Annotated in this window: 19 protein-coding genes and 2 pseudogenes; 7 read left to right on the top strand and 14 right to left on the bottom strand. The window is 59.7% G+C overall.

Features of this window, described 5'->3' with window-relative positions; all coding sequences use genetic code 11:
* Positions 1–40 precede the first annotated feature (40 nt).
* Positions 41–1,366, top strand: coding sequence for a carbohydrate porin (locus tag F3J45_RS03530; RefSeq protein ID WP_167057425.1), 1,326 nt, complete (start codon positions 41–43; stop codon positions 1,364–1,366).
* Positions 1,367–1,457: 91 nt separating this feature from the next.
* Here F3J45_RS03530 and F3J45_RS03525 read toward each other — a convergent pair whose 3' ends face one another.
* From F3J45_RS03525 to F3J45_RS03475, 11 genes and pseudogenes are all read right to left on the bottom strand, one after another.
* Positions 1,458–2,504 (bottom strand): hypothetical protein, encoded by a 1,047-nt coding sequence (locus F3J45_RS03525; RefSeq protein ID WP_167057422.1) that lies wholly within the window; start codon positions 2,502–2,504, stop codon positions 1,458–1,460.
* 22 nt (positions 2,505–2,526) lie between these two features.
* A complete protein-coding gene (locus tag F3J45_RS03520) occupies positions 2,527–3,690 on the bottom strand; it encodes a hypothetical protein (RefSeq protein ID WP_167057419.1) in 1,164 nt (387 codons plus the stop codon).
* Between the two features lie 18 nt (positions 3,691–3,708).
* Positions 3,709–7,233: a hypothetical protein gene (locus F3J45_RS03515; protein ID WP_167057416.1), complete on the bottom strand. Its 3,525-nt coding sequence runs from the start codon at positions 7,231–7,233 to the stop codon at positions 3,709–3,711.
* A gap of 407 nt (positions 7,234–7,640) precedes the next feature.
* A pseudogene (gene thrS / locus F3J45_RS03510) lies at positions 7,641–9,557 on the bottom strand (threonine--tRNA ligase); the annotation flags it as partial.
* A gap of 80 nt (positions 9,558–9,637) precedes the next feature.
* Positions 9,638–10,228, bottom strand: a complete 591-nt coding sequence (locus F3J45_RS03505) for a 6-carboxytetrahydropterin synthase (protein WP_167057410.1) — start codon at positions 10,226–10,228, stop codon at positions 9,638–9,640.
* Positions 10,222–11,670: a cysteine--tRNA ligase gene (gene cysS / locus F3J45_RS03500; RefSeq protein WP_167057407.1), complete on the bottom strand. Its 1,449-nt coding sequence runs from the start codon at positions 11,668–11,670 to the stop codon at positions 10,222–10,224. Before cysS ends, F3J45_RS03505 begins: the two co-directional genes overlap by 7 nt.
* A gap of 54 nt (positions 11,671–11,724) precedes the next feature.
* Positions 11,725–11,931 carry a hypothetical protein gene (locus tag F3J45_RS03495; protein ID WP_167057403.1) on the bottom strand — a complete coding sequence of 69 codons (207 nt, stop codon included), beginning with the start codon at positions 11,929–11,931 and terminating at the stop codon, positions 11,725–11,727.
* 53 nt (positions 11,932–11,984) lie between these two features.
* Positions 11,985–13,202, bottom strand: a complete 1,218-nt coding sequence (zigA, locus tag F3J45_RS03490) for a zinc metallochaperone GTPase ZigA (RefSeq protein WP_167057400.1) — start codon at positions 13,200–13,202, stop codon at positions 11,985–11,987.
* Positions 13,199–13,636 (bottom strand): Fur family transcriptional regulator, encoded by a 438-nt coding sequence (locus tag F3J45_RS03485; RefSeq protein ID WP_167057397.1) that lies wholly within the window; start codon positions 13,634–13,636, stop codon positions 13,199–13,201. The genes zigA and F3J45_RS03485 overlap by 4 nt, the downstream gene beginning before the upstream one ends.
* A gap of 220 nt (positions 13,637–13,856) precedes the next feature.
* The gene (hemB, locus tag F3J45_RS03480) at positions 13,857–14,864 is read right to left on the bottom strand and encodes a porphobilinogen synthase (protein ID WP_167057394.1); all 1,008 of its coding nucleotides are present in this window, start codon (positions 14,862–14,864) and stop codon (positions 13,857–13,859) included.
* 13 nt (positions 14,865–14,877) lie between these two features.
* A complete protein-coding gene (locus F3J45_RS03475) occupies positions 14,878–15,315 on the bottom strand; it encodes a nuclear transport factor 2 family protein (RefSeq protein ID WP_167057391.1) in 438 nt (145 codons plus the stop codon).
* Positions 15,316–15,381: 66 nt separating this feature from the next.
* Between F3J45_RS03475 and hisI the strand changes: the two genes are divergently transcribed.
* The 4 genes from hisI to ykgO all read left to right on the top strand — a co-directional run bounded on the left by hisI (position 15,382) and on the right by ykgO (position 17,829).
* Positions 15,382–15,795, top strand: a complete 414-nt coding sequence (hisI, locus tag F3J45_RS03470) for a phosphoribosyl-AMP cyclohydrolase (RefSeq protein WP_167057388.1) — start codon at positions 15,382–15,384, stop codon at positions 15,793–15,795.
* Entirely contained in the window at positions 15,792–17,138 is a 1,347-nt protein-coding gene (locus F3J45_RS03465; protein WP_167057385.1) for a dihydroorotase, read from the top strand. The genes hisI and F3J45_RS03465 overlap by 4 nt, the downstream gene beginning before the upstream one ends.
* Positions 17,089–17,574 (top strand): RNA polymerase-binding protein DksA, encoded by a 486-nt coding sequence (gene dksA / locus F3J45_RS03460; protein WP_240164519.1) that lies wholly within the window; start codon positions 17,089–17,091, stop codon positions 17,572–17,574. Before F3J45_RS03465 ends, dksA begins: the two co-directional genes overlap by 50 nt.
* 114 nt (positions 17,575–17,688) lie before the next feature.
* Positions 17,689–17,829 (top strand): type B 50S ribosomal protein L36, encoded by a 141-nt coding sequence (gene ykgO, locus F3J45_RS03455; protein WP_167057379.1) that lies wholly within the window; start codon positions 17,689–17,691, stop codon positions 17,827–17,829.
* 122 nt (positions 17,830–17,951) lie between these two features.
* Here the strand turns inward: ykgO and F3J45_RS03450 are convergent.
* A pseudogene (locus tag F3J45_RS03450) lies at positions 17,952–18,206 on the bottom strand (hypothetical protein); the annotation flags it as partial.
* A gap of 405 nt (positions 18,207–18,611) precedes the next feature.
* Here F3J45_RS03450 and F3J45_RS03445 point away from each other — a divergent pair.
* On the top strand, positions 18,612–20,531 hold the full coding sequence (locus F3J45_RS03445; protein WP_167057373.1) for a TonB-dependent receptor: 1,920 nt from the start codon (positions 18,612–18,614) through the stop codon (positions 20,529–20,531).
* 428 nt (positions 20,532–20,959) lie between these two features.
* Here the strand turns inward: F3J45_RS03445 and F3J45_RS03435 are convergent, their stop codons facing one another.
* Entirely contained in the window at positions 20,960–21,262 is a 303-nt protein-coding gene (locus F3J45_RS03435) for an AzlD family protein (protein WP_167057370.1), read from the bottom strand.
* Positions 21,259–21,978: an AzlC family ABC transporter permease gene (locus F3J45_RS03430; RefSeq protein ID WP_167057367.1), complete on the bottom strand. Its 720-nt coding sequence runs from the start codon at positions 21,976–21,978 to the stop codon at positions 21,259–21,261. Before F3J45_RS03430 ends, F3J45_RS03435 begins: the two co-directional genes overlap by 4 nt.
* Before the next feature lie 118 nt (positions 21,979–22,096).
* Between F3J45_RS03430 and F3J45_RS03425 the strand changes: the two genes are divergently transcribed.
* Positions 22,097–22,561: an Lrp/AsnC family transcriptional regulator gene (locus tag F3J45_RS03425; RefSeq protein WP_205299882.1), complete on the top strand. Its 465-nt coding sequence runs from the start codon at positions 22,097–22,099 to the stop codon at positions 22,559–22,561.
* Positions 22,562–22,625: the final 64 nt, after the last annotated feature.

The raw sequence follows: 22,625 nt of genomic DNA, 5'->3' as shown, positions 1-22,625 counted from the left end.
GGGCCGGCACAGGCCATTATCAAATAACAAAGAGAACACCATGCATACCTTCCCATACAGCGCTCTATTGGTCGCCATGGCCTGTGCTCAATCGGCCCACGCCGCTGAACCGTTCGCCAGCAATTCCCCCTGGGCTCTCGGCGACTGGAACGGCGCCCGCAGCACCCTGGCCCAACAAGGTATCGACTTCGAATTCGCCTACGTCGGCGAAATCGGCGCCAACCTCAGCGGCGGCTACAACAACGACCGCAGCGCCAGCTACAGCGACCAGTACTCGCTCGGCGCCCGCGTCGACCTGCAGAAGCTGCTCGGCTGGCACGACGCTCGCTTTCAGCTGACCGTGGCTGATCGCAACGGCGACAACATCTCCAACGATCGCGTCGGTGATCCGCGTGTCGGCACCCTTAGCTCGTCCCAGGAAGTTTGGGGGCGCGGCTCGCACTGGCGCATGACCCAGCTGTACTACCAGCAGGCGTTCTTCGACCGACGGCTGGACATCAAGGCTGGTCGCTTTGGCGAAGGCGAGGATTTCAACAGTTTTGATTGCAACTTCCAGAACCTGACCTTCTGCGGCTCGCAGGTCGGCAACTGGGGTGGCATCTGGTACAACTGGCCGATCACCCAATGGGCGCTGCGGGTCAAGTACCCGCTCACCCCCGAGCTGTTCGCGCAAATCGGTGCATACGAACAGAACCCGTCCAACACCCAGAACGACAACGGCTTCAAGCTCAGTGGCAGCGGCACCGAAGGCGCGGTCCTGCCGGTCGAACTGGTATGGCAGCCGCGTATCGGCGGCCTGCCGGGTGAGTACCGCGCCGGCTATTACTACAGCACCTCCGATGCCAAGGATGTGCTCAAGGACAGCAACGGTCAGCCGGCCGTGATCAGTGGCGCGGCTTATCGCAGTGCCTCGAGCAAGCACGGCGTGTGGCTGGGGGCGATGCAGCAGGTCACTCGCCAGGCAAGCGATGCGTCACGCGGATTGAGCCTGTTCGCCATGGCCACGGTGCATGACAAGAAGACCAGCAAGGTCGACCACTATGTGTCGGTCGGCGCGGTGTACAAGGGGTTGTTCGCTGCACGCCCGCAGGATGACATCGGCCTGGCGGTTTCCGAGGTGCATGTGAATCCGGCATACCGCAAGAATGCGGCGCTGACCAATTTGACCAATGGTGTCGAGGATTACGATGACCCGGGCTACCTGCCGGTGCAGCAAACCGAGTACAACGCCGAGCTCAACTACGGTATTCACCTGGCCGACTGGCTGATGGTGAGGCCGAACCTGCAATTCGTCCGACACCCAGGTGGGGTGAGGCAGGTGGACGATGCCTGGGTCGGCGGGTTGAAGGTACAGGCGACATTCTGATCGCCATCCTGAGCAGAACCCGGAAAACGGTGTAACTGAACCAACCGAAGGCGCTCTGTGTCCTCCTGAACACAGAGCGCGGCAGCCCGGATCAGGCGTCGAAGGTAAATGTCATCTGGCTGACGATAGCCATCGCCTTGGGTTTGATGGCGGCCGTGGCGCTTTCACCCACGATTTCCTGATAGTGATGGTTGACCAGGTTCTCGGCGATGGCACGGTCTAGTTCGGCCCCTGGGTTGATCGAATAGCCAAAGGTCACCGATAGGCTCGAACCGGCCGCGACCGGCTGGTTGTCCGGATTCCAGAACTGCACGGCGAGGTTGGCCGAGTACCCCGCAGGCAACACGAACGTGGCCCCGGTCTGGCTGCCATCGGCGCCCAGGGTTAGCGGCCCCAGCATCACCGGTACTTGCAACGGTGTGACCGTATCGCATAGTAGGCACACGCGGGTGCCGGCCAGGCCCTGGGCCGCCAGGGTGATAGTGATCGGCGAACTGGTGAAGCTTGCCGGTACCGTCAGTTGCTGACGGCGCACCCACTGGTTGCCACGTACCAGCGCCTGGGTACGGATGCCCAGGGTCGGGGTCTGACCGATCAGCTTGGCCAGGTCGAGCCAGTCTCGCACCACCGGCAGCGGGTCGGGCTGGGCAGCGGCGTTGACCTGGGCGATCAGGTTGAAATAGCTGTCGGCCGGCGGAGGTGACGGTGTCCAGACGAAGGGGGCCTGGCCTACCCCGATATGCCCGGCAGGTGCGTTGACCGGTGTGACTTCCAGGCCCGCGGCGGTGCTCAGCGCATGGCCGCGGAAGGTCGCGGGCAGCAGCAGCACCTGTGCGGGCGCGTAATACAAGGAAAACCCGTTGCTGTCAGCTTCGCTGCCTCCGTTCATGCCGCGCAGGTAGTAGTAATTAGGCACGGCGGCCTGCGGTTGAACGTTATAGGCCTGTTCCCAGCTGCTAACCGTGCTCAACGCATTCTGCGCATCGGGCACCGGTTGCGGGCTTTGAATGATATCGGGGCACAGCCCCAGCGTTCCCTTGAACGGTACACTGCCGGTGGAGGCCAGGTTGTTACGAAGGTACAGTGTTTCAGTGGCAGCCTGGCTGCTACTGAACAAGTTGACGACTGTTTGACTCATGACCTTTCACTCCCTGTGAGCATCAAATGATCTGCAGCCCGTCGGCGCCCAGCGATACCACGGGGCGCGGGCGAATGTCGGCGACCTCGGTGGCGGCAAATGCCCGGTGCAGGGCATGGGACAAGGCAAAGTCCACCAACCCGCGGTCCAGTGCCTCCTGCAACTCCAGCGCCGTGCCGTCGGAGAAGTAGGACGGAGTGATGTCGATCGCCGCACCCGGCTGCGAAGCGGGTCCGTTGTTCTGGTACAAGTTGAGGGTGAGCAGCGCGCTGTATCCTGGCGACAAGGTGCAACGCACACCCACGAAGTGACCTACGGCCGGCATGGCGACGTTGTTGATGGTGATCGGGTTGCCCTTGGAATCCAACTGGCTGCAACTGAGTGACAGGGTCCAGCCGCTTTCCGGGAAGCCCATGTTGGTGATTTGCAGCGAGTACTCACGGCTGCCTGCTGTCACGTCGCTGGGGATGATCAACTGCGAACTCATCTGGCGGGTAGGCGAGCGGCCGGACTGCATCGACACGTTGCGCCAGCCGAACTGCAGGTTGTTGGTCACCAGTGCCGACATATCCAACTGCGAGAATACATCCGGGAACGGGTTACCTGCGTTGTTCATCCAGGTAATGAAGCAGTAGTGGTCACTCCCTCCAGTTGGCGGCTGCGGGTTGCTCCAGACAAAGGTATCGGCCGCCACACCGATGCCTGACGACGCCAGGTTGACGATGGATGAGTCGTAGTAAGGCTGCGTGCCATCCGGATGGTCGCGGTCGGTGGGAATACCGTACTTGGCCCACTCGCTGGGCCACTGGATGGACGCGCACGGCACACCGTACAACTGCACCTTGGTGGTGCTGCTGACCGCCGCGCCATTGCACCCACGCACGTAAATGTAGTTGGGCGTGCCCTGGGTGATGGTGCCCGGGGACTGGGAGGCGTAGCTGCCGCTAGTGGCCAACGCATTGCGGAAGTCCTTCACCGGCTGGGTACCAGCGATCCAGATGTCGGGCGAGGCCGACAGCGGCGAAGTGGCTGGTATCTTGCCGCCGTTGCTTAAGTTGGGGCGCAGATAGATGCCCTTGTCGTAGGTACCGGCCAGCAGGGCCTCCCGGCTCGACGCCTGTGCGACGGGACCGCGCAGTACCTGGCCATGGCCGACCACGGGGGGATTCTTGGTGACTGTCAACATTGCCAAACTCCTTTTTGACTACAACGAACGGGTGCCGGTGCCCAGGGCACTGGCGTCGGCGAGCGCAGGTCGAGTTGCAGCAGACACCGAGACCATGTTGAGGACCGTGGCCGAGGTGTAACAGATTGCATCCAGGGCCGCTTGGCCCAGCAACGAGAACCCTTTGGTACTGAGCACCACGCGTTTCAGACGCAGTGGTTTACACACTTCCGGCAGGCACGGCACGATGTTCAACGCCACCGTCTCGCCGCTTTGCCCAACTGAAGGCCGAATAGCCAAGGCCAGGTGGCCCAGGCCATAAACGAAGGTGGTCATCACGCCAATATCTTCGCGGTTTTCCGGCATCTTGTGGGCCTGGAACACGAACACTCCATCGAGCAGTACGCCCAGGCAGGTGTAGAGCCACAGAATCCGGCCGGCACCATCGGCGGTGGCACATCCAGGTGCGCCGCTGGAGAAGATCCAGGGGCAACTGCACAACTGCGCCGCCGTCTCCAGGCCCAACGCGGCATAGGCGACGATCTCAGGCGGCCCGGATTCCGGCGGCAACGCGTCACCCAGGGCCGTGAGGCCGCCGTAGAAGAAGTAGGCAACCGAACCCAAGGTTCCGGTCACCAGTGCCAGGTCTCGCGGCAGGCAACCGCTCCATGCCTGCTCGGCCTGAACGGTTTGCTTCGCTTGTTGCCGGCCAGCCGGCTTGAGCCCGCTTGCGGTGAGCAGTACATCGGCAGTGAAGGCCTCCTTGAAGCGCGACACGCTGGCCTGATCCGGGAATGGCGCGGTTTTCTGCATCACCTTGAACAGGATTGTGCCGGGTACCGCCAGTACCAGCGCCATCAAGTCCAGCGTGGTCAGGTCCGAGCCGTTGGTGATAAAGCGGTATAAGTCACTGACAAAGGGAATGTTCCACTTCGCATTCATCAGCTGCTTTAGGCCGGCGATCAGCGTCGCGACGGTTTTCAGCAGCGCATCGATCACCGCCTGCACACCGGACAGCACCGCCTGTAGCACCCCTTCGACCACGCTCATCAAGGCCGCCAGCAGCTTTCGGAAAATCTCGTCCGGCGCTGAGCCCAGGTCTTGCAGGTAGGCCAGAGCCTGGGCGAACGCCTGGGACGACTCGGTGAAGTCGGCCAGCCGCGTCAGCTCGTCCATGAACTGGCTGAACGGCCCGTCAGCAACGCTCAGCAACGCAGTGGCAGCCATGCTCGAATGCGCCGCCGAGGCATTGTTGAGCAGCCCGTTGTAGACGATGTTGTTGGCCACCGCTCTGGAGGTTTCCGGATCATCAGGGGTGTTGGCCCGCTCGTAGCCGCCCAGGCTGTAGTCACCGGCGATGGTCGTGCGCGCCTCGGCGAACCATTGCTGCAACTGGCGCTGCAAGGTGTCGATACCTCCATCGATAATGCGCTGGATGCCGCCGGTGGCGCCGACCAGAAAGTCGAAACCGCTGTTGACGATATGCGCTATGGCCTCATGGGTTCGCAGCATATCGCCCCAGTTGAAGAGAAATGCCAGCCACTCATAGAGCTCTTGGAAGAACACCTTCACCGCCGAGAACACGGCCTCGACCAGGTCGAATGCCTTTTCCACGGTGTCCACCAGGGTTTCAAACAGATAAGTGACGCCATCCACGATGAAATGAAATGCCGCCCGGATGCCCGCGCTGACGGTGGTCACCACATAATCGACGACTTCGATGAGACCTTGCGCGACCCCAGAGATGAAGTCGCCGATGTCGGTCAGCCAGCTGAACCAACCGGCCGACAATGCACTGCTGCTCAAGGCCATCAACAGCCCGGAAGCTGCATCGGCGGACAGGTCGTTGAACTGCACCTGGCCATTGCGCACACTCAGATGCCAGTGCTGTTCGGGCACTTGCGCGAGTTCGAGCGAGCGTACGCCGACGTCGGCGCTGCGGCGCAGTGAAACACCGGCGCGAGGGCGGCGCGGGTCGGTATAGGGCGTCGTCGTAGTCCCTTTGAAGTAGGCCGGGCTGGCCAGGCTCATGCTGCGGCTGACTGCTTCTGCCACTGCATCGGCGGTCGCCTGTGTGTGGTACTGATCGCGCAGCAAGGGCGCACCGCTGGCCAGCTTGGCCCCCAACAGTTCATTACCGTTGGTGACGCTGAGCCGGTCCTGCACCTCGGCGTCCTGGCGCAACTCGATACGCTCGCCGGGCGACATCAGCGAGGGCACCGCCAACAGGATGGCTGGGGCTCCTAGTGCATTGATCTGCTGCGCAATCGACAGCACCCCGGCACTGTTGGTCAACAGACGCACCGGACGACGCGGTGTGACGTAGTAGACGCCACCGTTGATGGCCAACCGCGACGGTTCCTCGGTCCAGACCTCCACTGGGGTTGCAGCCAGTGGAGTGCCCGCCTCGCTGTACAGTGTGACGTCGGTGCTGTATGAAGCAAAGTCTTCGATACTGCCCGCCGCTTGCACTTGCAACGCGGCGATCGTCCAGTTGCCACTGAGGCTTTCGCGGCTGAGCTGGGTGACCGTGTTCTGCTGCGCCTGGATGGCGAACACCGCCAGGCCACCATCCTGCACCGCCGCCTGGAACGCCTGCACGCCTCGATAGACTGGCGTCGGTTCTCCCCAGCCGGTGGCTGACGGAGCATTCTGGCTGGCGTGGTACAAGGTGTTGTCGACCCCCAGCAAGAGCATGTCCAATGCCGGCCGTGATGGCAGAATGGCAACTTGCTTGAAAGAGGACGCAGTGGTCAGTTGTGCCCAGCTGTACGGCTTGTTGCCACCCCCGACCAGGCAATAGGCGTTGCCATCGGCCAGAATGGCCACCACCTGGGTGTTGCCGAGCTGATCGCTGGCTGCCGCTACATCGAGGCTGCGGAAGTTGGCGGCGATGGCTGGGCGGTTGAGCTCATGGGTGCTGAGGGTGTACTCGAGAATCACAGTATCGAACACTGAAAACGCCACGTTGCTGTCACTGTTGCCGGTCCACACCGCATTCAACGTCTGCAATTGGAGGGTCGTGCCGTTGAGCGAGGTCGGCGGCCTGCTGTCCCACACTCCCCAGCTGAAGTTGTAGAGCGTGCCGACCATGCCCTTGGCCTCGACCAACACGCCGATGTACAGCTTGCCGGCGATACGTGCCGTGGTGATGCGAGCAATGCGTATGGCATTGGATGGCAGAGGCACATCGATCATCTTCACCGCCGACCAACGGCTGGCCGAGGCTGGCTGCTCCACGCAGTACAACAGGTTGGTTCCTTGGGCTGCGAACAACGCAATATCGCCACTGGGCGTCAAGCCGCTGGCGATCACTTCACCGGTGAGCCCTGTGAGCGTCGCGCTGTTGGCCGTGGCACTCTGTGAGTCGGGGTAAATGTTCCATACCTGGGTATCGCTACCGCTGGTGAACAATTCCACATCGCCACGTCCGTTGCTGATGGCAGAGGCCGAACTGCCGCCATGTACGGCGCTGGCAACCCGGTAGTTCTGCATAAAACGCGATTCAGGGACGATGGTGACGGATTTACGGGCGAGGGTGGGCGACGAAGCTAATCTGTCCATGATGTGCTCCAAGGGAGAGTTGATCCATCGACGGACAGATTAGGAGCGTTTTAGCGCGAGGTTATGTTTATTTTGGAATACCAAGGCTAGCGATTGGCTATCAGATGGCAGTAAGCCAGTTCGCGCTTCGCTGTGGTCGTATCTGCGCCCAGCAATTTTCGCGGGCGGGTCGGAAGCTTCCAACGGCTGCGTGATGATTTTCCGGGTTCGAATCCCTACGCTTTCGCCACTAGTTTTCATTAAAGCCCTGATATTTCAGGGCTTTTTTGTATCTGATGGTTTCAGCCCATACCGTAGCCCATACGTTGGGCGCTGGCTTCCAGATACTCCAGCCCCCATGGAGTCGCCATACGCTCCAGAACCGCTTTTAGTGCTTGGCGGCTTTGGCTGATGTCTGGCGATTCGGTGGACTGCCGTATCCAATTAATGGCCTGCTTCAAATCCATCACGCCTAGATTGTTACCGTCTCGGTCACGGACTGCGACACTGCCCTCGGCTTGCTCTTGGGCACCCACCACGAGTATGAAGGGAATACGCTGTAGCGTCTGGGCGCGAATCTTGTAGCCGATCTTCTCGCTTCGGGTATCTACTTCGACGCGCAGTCCGTGGCCTCGTAGCACCGTGGTGATGTCATCGGCATACGCGGCGTGTTGCTGCGAAATCGAACATACCACTGCTTGGACGGGCGACAGCCAGGCAGGCAATTTACCCGCGTGGTGCTCCAGTAAAATACCGGTGAAGCGTTCGAGCGATCCAAACAGCGCCCGGTGCAACATCACGGGGCGTTTGCGCAGCCCTTCTTCATCGACATAGTCCAGCCCGAAGCGTTCTGGCAGGTTCATGTCGACCTGCAGCGTGCCGCACTGCCAGTCCCGGCCAATGGCGTCCCTGAGCACGAACTCAAGCTTCGGTCCGTAGAATGCACCTTCACCGGGGTTTACCTGATAATCCAGGCTCATCGCTTCCAAGGCATGAACCAGGGCGCCTTCGAGCAGGTCCCAGGTTGTGTCGCTGCCCATCCGATTAGCTGGGCGGGTGGAGAGCTTGATGCGGACATCTTCGAAGCCGAACTGGCGGTAGATATCCAGCACCAGGTCCACGACGGCTCGGCACTCGTCGTTCATTTGCTCAGGGGTGCAGAAGATGTGGGCATCGTCCTGGGTGAAGTGGCGTACTCGCAGTAGCCCGTGCAGCGAGCCGGATGGCTCGTAACGGTGCACCTTGCCGAATTCGCCCATGCGGATTGGCAGTTCGCGGTAGCTCTTGAGGCCATGCCGGTACAGCAAGGTGCCGCCAGGGCAGTTCATGGGCTTGAGGGCCAGGGCGCGGCCATCCTCGGTTTCGCTGGTGAACATGTGGTCACGGTAATTGTGCCAGTGCCCGGAAATCTCCCACAGGCTGCGATCCATGACATCGGGGGTGTTGACCTCGACGTAGCCGGCGTTGTTCTGCCGGCGGCGCATGTAGCTGATCAACGACTGGAACACGGCCCAGCCCCGAGGGTGCCAGAATACCGAACCTGGCGCATCCTCCTCGAAGTGGAACAAGTCGAGCTCGCGCCCGAGTTTGCGATGGTCGCGCTTCTCGGCCTCGTCGATGCGCAGCAGATACTGTGCGAGTTGCTTGGCATCGGCCCATGCCGTGCCGTAGATGCGCTGCAGTTGCTCGTTGCTTGCGTCGCCGCGCCAGTACGCGCCTGCCAGCTTGGTCAGCTTGAAAGCTTTGAGGAAGCGGGTGTTAGGGACATGGGGGCCGCGGCACATGTCGACGTATTCTTCATGGAAGTACAGGCCCAGGTACTGTGCGTCCGGGAGATCATCGATCAGACGCAGTTTGTAGTCTTCGCTGCGCTGCGCGAAGATGCCGATGGCTTCAGCCCGGGGCGTCATGCGCTTGATTACGTCGTATTCCTTGGCGATCAGCTCGCGCATGCGGGCTTCGATCGCATTCAGGTCTGCCGGCGTGAACGGCCGTTCGTAGGCAACATCGTAATAAAAGCCTTCGTTGATGACGGGGCCGATGACCATCTTGGCGTTGGGGTAGAGCTGCTTGAGTGCATGGCCTACCAGGTGTGCACAGGAGTGGCGGATGATCTCCAGGCCTTCTTCGTCCCTCGGCGTGATTACTTGCACGTGGGCGTCATGGTCAATGATTTCGCATGCGTCTACCAGGCGGCCATCGACCTTGCCGGCGAGGGTACTGCGTGCCAGCCCGGCGCCGATGGAGGCGGCTATCTCCTGAACGGTGACGGGGCGATCGAAGGCGCGCTGCGAACCGTCGGGCAGCGTCACCGTGAAGGCTGGGTTGGGCGTGTTATCAGGCATTGTGTCAGGCTCTTGATCTAGGTATGCGTAGGCCCATCCTGCTGGGGTGGGCCGGGAAACTGGGGGATACCAGCGCGTGGTCAGGCGAAGCCAGGCAACTGGGGTTGCAGCATGGTCTGGGTGTTTTTTAGCCGCTCGAACAAGTCGGGGGTGGGCCACTGCGCAACGATCGCGGGGGAGAATTCGATGTGTTCCAGGTCTATCAGCCCCATGCGTGGGTTGTTGACATCCTCCCGGAAGCACTGGGCATAGCCCGTCTCGGTTTCGTGCACGATCACCGAGTGCAAGCCCACGCCCACCTCTCCATTGTTCATTTCCGTGCGCGCCAACGCTGCGTCCACCAACGCGAAGATCAGCCGAGAGAACTGCTCTGCGCTAGGCGATACGGGAATCGAGACCCATCGCTCCGAGTGCCGCCGTACCGAGGCGAGATAATCGGCATCATCCTCTGCCCACAAGGCGACGGAGTGATCGAACGCGTCGATCAATTCGCGAATATCGCCCTTGAGTAGTCCGAAGTCGTAGACCATCTGGCCATGATCCAGGGCGTCGGCGTGCAGGATCAGCTCGACTTTGTAGGAGTGTCCGTGGATCGAATGTGAACAACGGCGCGTACTGCAGCCCCGCACGATATGGGCGTTCTCGAATTTGAACAGCTTGCGGATCAGCATGAGTGACCTTTGTCGTTATTGCATTTTGGCGGCACGGGATCGAAGCCGCCGGGGCGCAACCGGGAACCCTCGCGGGTGTCTTCGATGCTGTAGCCTGCCGCCAGCAACTCATCACGCAAGGTGTCGGCTTTGTTGAAGTCACGCGCGGCACGTGCCTGGTCGCGGGCTTGCAGCAGGGCGTGGAGGTGCTGTCGGTGGGCCGGCGATTGCTCAGCGCGCGCGGGCGGTGCCAATGCCTCAAGGGCAGCCGCCGGGGCTTGCTGCAGCAGGCCGAGCAGGCCTGCGGAATTGATCAACCTGGCTTTGCAGAGTGCCCGCTCGTCTTGGGTCTGCGCACGGTCGAGGTCGGCTCGAAGCACGTGCAGGCGGGCAAGCGCTTCGGTCACGCCCAGGTCGTTCTTCAAGGATTCGAGCACTTGGTGATCAACGGCGACATCGGCAGCGGGTGTGATCGAGCTGACGTTCGACAGCGAGGTGTAAAACCGCGTCAGCGTCTGAACGGCATCGTGCATGCGCTTGGCGTTCCAGTCCATCGGGCGACGATAGTGCGTCGACAGCAGGGCGAACCGAATGGCTTCCCCCGGTGCTTGGGTCAGCAGGTCGCGAACAAGCAGTACGTTACCCAGGGATTTGGACATCTTCTGCCCGTCGACGGTGATGAAACTGTTGTGGACCCAGGTGTGGCAGTACGGCGCCCCATGTGCGCAAGTGCCTTGTGCAATCTCGTTCTCATGGTGAGGGAAGATCAGGTCTTGGCCGCCGCCGTGAATGTCGATGGTGTGCCCAAGGTGCCGTCCGATCATGGCCGAGCATTCGACGTGCCAGCCTGGCCGGCCACGTCCCCAAGGGCTAGCCCAGCCTGGCAAGTCGGCTGTCGAGGGCTTCCACAGCACGAAGTCCAGCGGGCTGCGTTTGTAGGGTGCGACTTCCACCCGGGCGCCGGCCATCATGTCGTTGGGCTGGCGACCAGATAGTTGGCCATATGCCGGGTAAGAGGGGACGTGGAACAGCACATGGCCTTGCACTGTGTAGGCGTGACCGCGAGCGATCAACTGCTCGATGAGTTCGATGATGTCGGGGATGTGATCGGTCACGCGTGGTTCAAGGTCGGGAGAAGCGACGCCGAGGGCTGACATGTCGGCATGGTAGGCATCTATGAAGCGCTCGGTAATCGCCACAATGGGCACGCCCGCAGCCACTGCAGCGGCATTGATCTTGTCGTCGACGTCGGTGAAGTTACGGGCGTAGACCACATTTTGGTATTCATGACGAAGCACCCTGGCCAGAAGGTCGAACACCACCGCTGGCCGGGCATTACCGATGTGCGCAAAGTTGTAGACGGTCGGCCCGCAGACATACAGGGTCACGCGATCAGGCTGTTCGGTACGCAGTGGCTCTTTCTGGCGCGTCAGGGTGTTGTGCAGATGAAGGGGTGAGGTCATAAGCTGTTACCTTCGAAGTGTCCTGCGTTGCCCTTGAAAGCCCTGAAGGTCATTTCAATCATTTCGCGGGTCACGTCCTGTGCGATCGGGTGCTTTGCCCTGATGGGTGAACAGGCCCAGGTCGACGATCTTGCTGGCATCCAGCTGTCCGTGCTGGCTCTCCCAGCGCTGTGCTGCGGGGTTGATGGCCGCCTGCCGCTTAAGCAGGCGTAGAGTCGGCGCCAAGTCGGTAACGGAAACGTCGGGTAGTGCTGCATTCATGGGGTTTGTCCGCGGTGATCTAGCCTTCCCGGTAAGGGAAGGGCGCTTATAGTTCAGTTCCAGCCTGGGAGTGGATTGGGCAGCTTCATCCAGCCTTTGGGGCCAAGTGCCATTTCTTCATCCGTAAGCAAGCAGGCGTCGAAGCTGGCGCGCAGAGAAGGCTCGTCCATGTCCATGCCGATGAGCACAAGCTCTTGGCGCGCATCGCCAACATCCTTGTCCCACTTGGCGCGGATGTTCTCGATCGACTCGGTGTCGGTTGGCCAACGATCTTCTGGAATCGCCGCCCACCAGTAACCTGCAGGGCCATGGCGTGCCACGGCGCCGGCTTGGGACCAATTGCCAGCCATAGCGGGCTCGCTGGCGAGCCAGAAATAGCCTTTGGAGCGGACCACGCCCGGCCATTCCCGCTCCACCAGTGCATGGAAACGCTGGGGATGGAAGGGACGACGGGCACGGTAGACGAAGCTGCGGATACCGTATTCTTCGGTCTCAGGCGTATGTGTACCGCGCATTTCCTGCAGCCATCCCGGTGCTTTGGACGCTTCGTCGAAATCGAACAGACCTGTGTTCAGCACCCGATCAAGCGAGACTTTACCGAACTCGGAGAATTCGATTTTTGCGCGAGGATTCAATGAGTTGAGAATGGCTGTTAGCTGCTGGCGTTCATCGTTGTCGATCAAGTCAGTCTTGTTGAGCACGATGACATCGCAGAACTCGATCTGCTCGATCAGAAGGTCTACAACCGTGCGGGCATCCTCTTCGCCAAGCGATTCACCACGGGAGTGCAGGCTGTCACGCGAGCTGTAGTCACGAAGGAAGTTGAAGGCGTCGACCACGGTGACCATCGTGTCGAGTTTGGCCACTTCACCCAAGCTTCTGCCGTCCTCGCCTTCGAAGGTGAAGGTTTCGGCGACAGGAAGCGGCTCGGAAATGCCGGTGGATTCAATCACCAGTTGGTCGAATCGGCCCTCTTTGGCAAGCCGGTCTACCTCGAGCAAAAGGTCTTCGCGCAACGTGCAGCAAATGCAGCCATTGCTCATCTCAACCAGCTTCTCGTCTGTGCGTGATAGTTCTGCGCCTCCTTCGCGGACCAGCGCCGCGTCGATGTTCACCTCACTCATGTCATTGACGATGACGGCGATACGTCGCCCTTCGCGGTTGTTCAGAATATGGTTGAGGAGCGTGGTTTTGCCGGCGCCGAGAAAACCGGAAAGAACAGTCACGGGCAGCTTTCGCGCTTCGCTCTGATTGGCGATGGGTGCTTTCATTTGCAAGGCTCACGGTGTGGGTAACGAGATGGCGTAGCTTTTTTCTTGAGCGCGCGGTCGCAGCAGGTGGTGCATGTGCCATGAAGTTCAACGATCGAGTTGTCGAGGGCGAACAAGCTCTGCTTTAACCACGTGTCCAAACAGTGGTTGAAAGAGGGGATGTGGAATTCGTCGACGTGACCGCACCTATCGCAGATTGCGAAGGCCCGCACGCCTTCGCAGGCGAGGGGAGGATCACATTTGACATAGGCATTGAGTGACTCCAGGCGATGAACCATGCCCTCTTTGGTCAGGCGCCCAAGCGCGCGGTAGATCTGTATGGGCGCCGTGAAGCCGTCGCCTTTGAGGGACTCCAGAATCTTGTAGGCACTCAATGGCTTGCCAGACTGCTGGAGAGTAGCCAGTACGCGTTTCTGATTAGCGGTCAGTTGCATGCAGGCCCCATGGTCGGAATGTGAAGGTAGAGTCATGTGCTTAGTGATGTATACGTTATAATGTAACACTAACGGATGCGCCAGCAGCACAGCCGTTTTTTACTCGTCTTACTTGGGGTATCAGGGGGGAAGCCTGCCGGAGCAGGTGTCGGGGCGCACCCGTCGCGGGTCGAGTAGGCTGACTTCCCGGTGTTCAATTGCGCTGCGACTCAAACGGGTCTCATCCGCGCTTGAGTCGCTCAGCGGCTTCGATCGCGAAGTAGCTGAAAATGCCACTGCAACCCGCGCGTTTGAATGCCATCAGTGACTCCAGGATGACTTTATCCGGGTCCAGCCAGCCGTTGTCGATCGCGGCCCTGATCATCGAATATTCGCCGCTGACCTGATAGGCGAACGTAGGTACGGCAAACGTCGCTTTAACGCGCTGGATGATGTCCAAGTACGGCATGCCGGGCTTGACCATCACCATGTCGGCTCCTTCCTGAAGATCCAGTGCGACCTCGCGCAGTGCCTCATCGCTGTTAGCGGGGTCCATTTGATAGGTGCGCTTGTCCCCTTTCAGGGTCCCCGAAGAGCCCAGCGCATCGCGAAACGGCCCGTAGAAGCCGGACGCATACTTGGCGGCGTAGGACATGAGCCTCACGTTTGTCAGGCCCGCTGCATCGAGGGCAGACCTCAACGCGCCGATACGTCCATCCATCATGTCCGATGGTGCAAGTGTGTCGATCCCGGCCTGGGCCTGGATGACGGCCTGCCGCGCCAGGATTTCCAGGCTCTCGTCGTTAGCCACGAGGCCGTTGCGCAGAACGCCATCGTGGCCGTGGTCAGTGTAAGGGTCCAGGGCCACATCACCGATCAGGCCAAGTGCCGGAAAGCTTGCCTTAAGTATTCTCGCGGCTTGGCAAACCAAGTTGTGCGGATTGGTCGCCTCACTGCCTTCGCGATCTTTTCGCTCTGCGGCGGTAACGGGGAACAGTGCAATGGCCGGTATGCCTGCGTCCACGGCCCGGCCGACATGGTCGACCAGTTCAGCGAGGCTCACCCGGCACTGGCCTGGCATGGCATCCACAGGTTCGCGCGTGCCAAAACCTTCCTTGATAAACACCGGCCAGATCAGGTCATCGGTAGTCAGCGTGTTCTCTGCTACCAAGCGGCGGGTCCAGTCGTCTGCGCGGTTACGGCGAAGCCGAACCGCTGGGTATGTTCCCAGGTTTGCAAATTGAGTCATGGCGTTCTCGCGTTCAAGCCTCCATGGATGAGTGATGACCGGTGATCAGCCACTGCTCATCAATGCGTTCGAAGGTGAACAGAAAGCGTGCCGGGACGATGCGCAGCTCGCCGTTGTCGCGGTAAGCGAATGTATACAACCCACCGACGACGACGGTGCCGAGCTTGCGGCTTACGCGTTTCTTGAACACCTGAACGTCACATACCAAGCCGTCATTGGCCAGGAAATTCTCGAAGTAATTGCGCCGGCTGTCGTGGCAGTCGCGCACCTCGTTGGACAGGGTAGGTACCAATATGGCGTCGGGAGCATAAAGCGCCAGAACCTTGTCGGTGTCCCGGGTGGCGATGGTTTCAGCCCACCGGTAAAGGGCAGCTTTGGCCCCGGCCAGGCAGGCCAGCTCGGTATCGGCATAGGAGTTGTCCCCGGTTGGGAGGGTAGGGGTTTCGTTCATGGAAAGGACCAGTTGAGCGTGATTTATGTTATGTTATAACACATCAAGTGATTCAAGGCCCAGACGATGTTCCTCAAATTAGAGAAGGCAAGCGCGGGCTCGCGCTTCGCCCTAAGCGATGTGCTCAGCCAGATCCCCTGGAGCCCCCAGGGGTTGGTGGCTGCGATTGCCCTGCAGCATGACAGTGGCGAAGTGCTGATGCTGGCGTGGATGAATGAGGCGGCACTCATCGAGACACTGCAGACGCAGCGTGCGTGTTACTGGTCCCGCTCGCGTAATGGCCTGTGGCGTAAAGGTGAGACTTCCGGGAATGTACAACACGTCAAGGAAGTACGACTGGACTGCGATGGCGATGCATTGCTGTTGCTCGTCGACCAGGTCGGCAGTGCGTGCCACACGGGCCGGCGCAGCTGCTTCTACAACGTCATTGACGGCGATGAAGTGGTGGTCGATGGCGATCCGCGGAAGGTGAGCGCATGAGCCGAATCCTCATCAGAAACGCGCGCCTGGTCAACGAGGGCAGGGTATTCGATGCCGATGTGCTCGTTGCCTATGGTCGCATCGAGAAGATCGCAAGAAGCATTGAGGGTGTGAACGCATCAGTAGAAATCGATGCGCAAGGACGCTGGCTGGTGCCTGGCATGATCGACGACCAAGTACATTTTCGCGAGCCCGGCGCCCCGCACAAAGGCACCATCGCAAGTGAGTCCCGAGCCGCCGTGGCAGGGGGCATCACCAGTTTCATGGACATGCCAAACACCAACCCGGCAACGTTGTCAGTGGCAGCCCTCGACGACAAGAAGGCGCGCGCAGCAGCGTCCTCCGTCGCTAACTATGGGTTCCATTTCGGGGTCAGCAAGGACAACCTGGATGTCGTTGCGGCCCTCGACCCTCGGCAGGTGGCTGGCGTCAAGGTATTCATGGGGGCGTCCACCGGCGACATGCTGGTCGACGACCCCAGGGTGCTCGAGCGTCTCTTCGATTGCGTGCCGACCATCCTGCTCGCCCACTGCGAGCACACACCCTCGATCCTGGCGAACGAAGCCCTTTATCGTGAGCGCTTCGGCGACTTCATCCCGCCGGCCATGCATCCCTTGATAAGGGATGCGCAAGCTTGCTGGCGTTCCTCCAGCTTGGCCGTGGCGCTGGCCAAGCAGTTTGGTACACGCTTGCACGTGCTACATCTGACCACGGCAAAAGAGCTGGCGCTGTTCGAGCCTGGGCCATTGGCAGGGAAGCGGATCACCGCCGAAGTCTGTGCCCATCACCTGCTCTTCGACGACAGCGATTATGCAAGCCTTGGCAACCTCATCAAATGCAACCCCGCGATCAAAACGCGCGAGGATCGCGATGCATTGAGGCAAGCGCTGTTATGTGACCGTATCGATGTGATCGGCACGGACCATGCGCCGCACACGCTTCAGGACAAGCAGCGCCCCTATGCGTCGGCGCCTTCTGGCCTGCCATTGGTGCAGCATGCGCTGCCGGCCCTGTTCGAGCTCGTCGAACAAGGTGTGTTGCCCATTACCCAACTGGTGCGCAAATCAAGCCATGCCGTTGCCGATCTGTTCGCCATCCCCGAGCGCGGCTACTTGCGTGAAGGGTATTGGGCAGACCTTGCTTTGATAGAGCGCCTCGACGAGCCGCGGCCCGTGAGCCTCGACCCGATTCTTGCGCATTGCCAATGGACGCCGTTCCAGCATCATCGCTTGCGTCATCGTGTAACCACCACGATCGTGTCCGGTCAGCTTGCGTGGCATGAAAACCAGGTCAATGAAAATTGCCAAGGGTTGCCGCTGGCGTTTGCCGCCCAACGAACATGATGTCCTCGACAATGGATGGAGAGCCTTGACCATGACAGAACAAGAGCTGCTTTCTCAGCCTGATGACGCATACATGAATGCGGCCCAGCAGGCATTCTTTCGCGAGTTGCTGCTCGCGCAGCGCAACGAGCTTCAAGACCGCATTGCTGGTGAATTCGCAGTGATGCGTGAATTTGAACCCAGCAGCGACCCTTCTGATCTCGGCACCGTCGAGGAACAGCGCCAGTGGCAGTTGCGGCTGCTGGAGCGGGAGAAGAAGTTGCTCGACAAAATCGATGAGGCCCTGGAGCGCATTTCCCGGGGGGAGTATGGGTGGTGCAGGGAAACCGGCGAGCCCATCGGCCTGAGGCGGCTGCTGTTGCGGCCTACGGCCACGCTGAGCATTGAGGCGAAGGAGCGGCAGGAGCGTAAAGAGCGGCATATGCGAGAAAGCTGAGGGCCGGCGCTGTGGCACTGGCTGTGGAGGTGGACGGCAGGGCATGGCAATGAAGACTTGTGGTCGAGAATGATTTTCATTACGATAATGTTATTACATAACAGGAGAAGTGCTATGCAGGTCCTTTCATCGCTCAAGCAAGCCAAACATCGCCATCGTGACTGTCAGGTGGTGAAACGCCGCGGCAGGCTGTATGTCATTTGCAAATCGAACCCTCGATTCAAAGCCCGGCAGGGTGGGGTGAAGAAGAAATAGTGGATTTTCGCCATCGCACACCAAACTGCGCTCGGTGGATATTCAACGAGCGCGGTTCGTCAAAGGCTGCCAGCGGCACAACTTACGAGTGTTGGGCGCGGTCAAGCCCAATGCCGAGCGCGTTAGTGTTGATGAGCCTGGCCGACAAAGCCCAGGGACGTGAAGGGACTACGTTCTGAACTGTCCGAGTTCCTCGCAGGTACTTTTGCCTGCGCCGCGATGACGTTCATGCCCGCGTTGCGGATTTTGATCTCGGCGCGCCCATTGGCCTCTGTCTTGATGCTGCTGACATCCGGCATGCCTCGGTAGTCGTCGAAAAGTGCGATGCCGGCGGCAGGTTTGCCGTCTATCTGCACCTCTACCGACAACAAATTGCCTACTCCTAATTGTCGAACGCCACGATCGCCGGTGCTGAGAGTGGCTCGATGCGTGAGTGGTCAGCCAGCCGCTTCACTGTGGTCGGCGCGCTAGCGCCATGCTCATCGAATAGGCCATCGCCCAGAACGCTCGTACCATGAGTGATGGCACACAGCTTGATCATCCTGTAAGGTTTCGCTTCTGTTAGGTTATAACATCAAATTTAAGGCTGACAAATGTGTGGATCTTTGGAAGGCAGTAGGTCTTGGATGTTTACCGGGGCGGCGTTGGCGATGAGCCTTGGCCCTCTGGACGCGGCCCTGGCGGCAGAAACGAAGGAAAACAGCGTTACTGAGTTGAGTGCTATCCAGGTTGTGGGGGAGGGCCACAACGCAGGTGATGTACCAACCTTGTCTCGAAGCAAAGTGAGTAACGATTCCGAGAGCTTGCCGGCTGCCGTTTCAACGATCACCAGTGAGGACATCAAAACCCTCAATGTCGATCGCGACATCTCCAATATCTACCGCCGTGTACCGGGGGTCGTGGCCAACAACATTGACCAAGGCGACACCGGTAACGGGTTCCGCATGCGCGGCTTCGCTACCAACGGTACCCATGGCGCCGACGTCGCGGTGTACGTCGATGGCGTTCCCCAGAACATTCCGTCAAGCCAGGGTGGGGCAGGGCACGGGCCGGTATTTCTCGAGTGGCTGACGCCACAGATGATCAAGCGGGTCGATGTGATCAAGGGGCCTGTTTCTGCGCTCTATGGTGATCAGAACCGCGCTGGTGCCGTGAACATCGAGACGCTCGATGGTGGGGACGTGGCCTCCAGCATTGGCCTGGACGTCGCAAGCTACGATGGCCGCCGGGCCAACCTAGTGCTGGGTGGCGAACATGAGGGCTTCGAGTCACTGTTCGTTGCGGACTTGTACCGGACCAATGGTTATCGCAAGGCTGCAGAAACCAACCGTGACAATTACTTCTGGAAACTGTCCAAGGTCATCGACGATGCCAAGTATTCGGCACGCTTCAGTCATTATCAATCGGACTTCAAGAACGACGGCTACCTGAACCTCCCAGCATTGCGTGCTGGCACCATCAGCCGCCGCGACACGGACAACCTGTACGGCTATGGCGACGCCAACCGCAATACTTATGTCTTCAATCGCGCCCCCGCCTATGAAGAAGCCGGGTTGTACTACACCGCTTACTACGAGAACTTCAAGCGCACCAGGGCGATCGCCAATGGCAGCAATACCCACAACTATGGCAAGGACGACCGTGACATCTACGGTGGGCGCATGGCCTACAACTTCGTCTACGAAGACAAAGCCGCACTGATGGTGGGCGCCGATGTGCGCCGCGACATCGGCGATGCTTACCGCCAGCAGTACCGCAACTTCGAACCGACGCAGAATTTCTACTACGATTTCGACATGGACCTGATCACCTATGGGGTGTTCGCTCAGGGCCAGTACAAGCCGGTCGACTCGCTCAAACTGTTGGCGGGTATCCGTTACGATCGATTCGATTATGACATCGACAACCTCAAGTTCCGCAATGCCGACACTGGCTACCACCGCTCGGTGACCACGCCCAAGCTTGGGCTCGTCTGGACCCCTATCGACCAACTTGAGCTGTTCACCAACTTCGCCGAAGGGTTCCGTTCGCCTGCGGCCGAGTACATCAGTTCCGGCAGCGGCAGCGCGTTACCGCTCAGCGACACCGGTGGCCAGATCAACAGCAGCGTTCGGCCTAGCAAGGTCAAATCCTACGATATCGGCTTCACCGTGCGCCCTACCGAACGGCTGTCGAACACTACCGAGTTCTATTACATCGAGAACGACAGCGAGACCGTGCAGACCTCGCCGGGTATTTACGAGCAAGTAGGCGACACTACGCGCAGGGGGGCGGAAACCAGTTTCAACTACCAAGCCACCTCTACCATTAGCACGTACATCAGCTACGGTCGCATCATCGACGCAGTCATCAACAACCCGCCGCCTGGTACCGGGGCGCTGCTGGTGGTACCCGAACATACCTACAAAGCGGGTGTGCAATATCGAGATGGGTTTATGGGCGGCCAGTTGACGCTTAACGCCGATGTCTACCACTTGGATGGCATTCCTTACTACATCGGCACCCAGAAACACGAGATGCCTCCGTACACCCGCTATGACCTGCGGGCCAGCTACGACTATCAGGACTACCAGTTCAGCGTGTTTGGCACCTTCCAGCCACACCGCTATGGCACTGAGGTGGCCTATGGCACAAACAGTGGCTTGGTGATCGTTCCGCAGCCGTCGACCACGCTGGGTGCATCGGTCAGGTACTTTTTCTAGGGCCAGGGCCATTCATTCGAGAACAAGCGTACGAGTGGAGGTCGAGGAGGCCGATGAATGTTCGGTGTCCTTGCGGGCGTAACGATCACTGGGCTTGGCTGGCTTGTATACATCCCATCCAATTTGCGGATAAGGACCATGGTAACTGCTTCTAAGTAGATATCGGGATTTACGATCACCTCAATAGGGAGTCGCATCGACCTGGGGCTTGGCCGTGCACCGGGTAGCAGTGGGCCTACAGTGCAGGCACTGCGCCGCGGGGCACCGGAACGCGATTTCGCACAGGATGTGGTCGAGGTCATGGATTACCTGGCGAACAATTCCGCTGGCAGCATATGTGGCCACGTATCGCGCGCATGGGATTTTGCTGACTTCATCTCTCGCTTGGAAAGATTAACCATTGGGATTTTCTTCAGAAAGGTGAACGTTCAGCTCGGCAAGGCCGCTCGCAGAGCTGCAGTGACAACGATGGCGAATACCACCACCGGAAAGAAGGAATAACGGGTGGCCGCAAATACGGTCAGGCCCAAGGCAATCAAGTCAGCCGGATGCCCACTTACAAATTTTGGTGCGATCACTGCAATCAGCACGCAGCCGGGCGCGGCCTCGAGCACTTGGGTGAGCTGTGGGCCCATGGCCCGTTTACGCAACAGCAGGAAACCCAGGATGCGAGTCAGGTAGGTGACGACGGCCATCCCGAGGATGGTGACCAGGGGGGTGATATCCATCATGGTTTGGCCCACAGGTAGGCGCTGACCAGGCCTGCAACAGTGCCAGCCAACACGTACCAGCCACCAGGGATCAACAGATAGAAGAGCGCCGCAGTAATCAGGCTGAAGAGCCAGGGCAGGGCGGCTTGCACCCCTTTCCACATACCCTTGAGCAGTACCAGGAAGACCGCCGCGAAGGCCATGTCGAAGCCGTAGGTATGCAGGTCACCCAACAGCGGCCCTACCAATGCGCCCAGGGTAGTGAAGCAGACCCAGGTGCCCCATAGACACAACGAAACGCCCATGTAATAGCGCAAGCTGAAACCTGCGCGCCGGCGCGCATCGGCCAGGCCCATGGCCCAGCTCTCGTCGCACATGAAGAACAAGGCACCGAGCGCCTGCCTCAGCGGCAAGTCGCGTAGATAGGGGGCCAAAGTCGCGCCCATCAGCAGGTGTCGGCTGTTGACCAGCAAGGTCATGGCCACGATCACCAGGATTGCCGGAGGTGATGTCCAGAGCTCGATCGCGGCGAATTCCGAGCCGCCGCCAAAGTTCAAACCGGTCATCAGCGCGACCTCGCCTGTAGCAAGACTGCGTTGCGATGCCTGGGCGCCGAGCACCAAGGCAAAGGGAATGAAGCCCAGCAGAACGGGTACGGCTGCTATTGCTCCGCGGCGCAAATCGTCGTTGGGTGTTGTGGCTGGGGGATCACTCAGAGCAGGTTCAATGGCATTCATACGCACCTCGGTTGGAGGCAAATTATTTCAATTTGTCGCTGAAATTTGCTTGCGTAATTGCATGATCGGCATGAGCATTTAGCATCCAGTTTCATAATTTTCCTGTAGCGAGAATCCAATGCCAATCAAGCTAGATGCTATCGATCGCCGCATCTTGAGCGCCCTGCAGAGAGATGGTCGCCTACAAAATCAGGAGCTTGCCAAGCAGGTCGGGCTTTCCCCATCGCCATGCCTGCGTAGGGTCCGTTTGCTGGAGGAATCTGGCGTGATTGAGCGCTACGTGGCGCTGGTGGACCCGGCGAAAGTGGCGCTGGGGCTGACGTTGTTCGTCAGGGTTTGGCTCAAGCGCCAGGACCAGGCTACCACCGATGAGTTCGTCAACGCCGTGCGCCAGTTACCGCAAGTGGTGGAGTGTCACGTGATGGCAGGCGATTGCGATCTCATGCTTAGAGTAGTGGCAGCGGACCTGGACGCTTATCGACGCTTCCAGATTGCTCATTTGACGAGCCTGGACGTGGTTCAGAATGTCAAGACTGAGGTTCCAATGGAAAAGATCAAGCTCACTACCGAACTGCCGGTGTAACGCGGGCCCTCGATTTAATTACGTGCTTCCTGAGTCGATGCTGACAAGGTCCGCGAGCCAGCAC

The organism is Pantoea sp. Ap-967 (assembly GCF_011752565.1).
Classification (GTDB): domain Bacteria; phylum Pseudomonadota; class Gammaproteobacteria; order Pseudomonadales; family Pseudomonadaceae; genus Aquipseudomonas.
The sequence above is the reverse complement of the archived record's forward strand: the minus strand, read 5'-3'. Positions and strand labels throughout refer to the sequence as shown.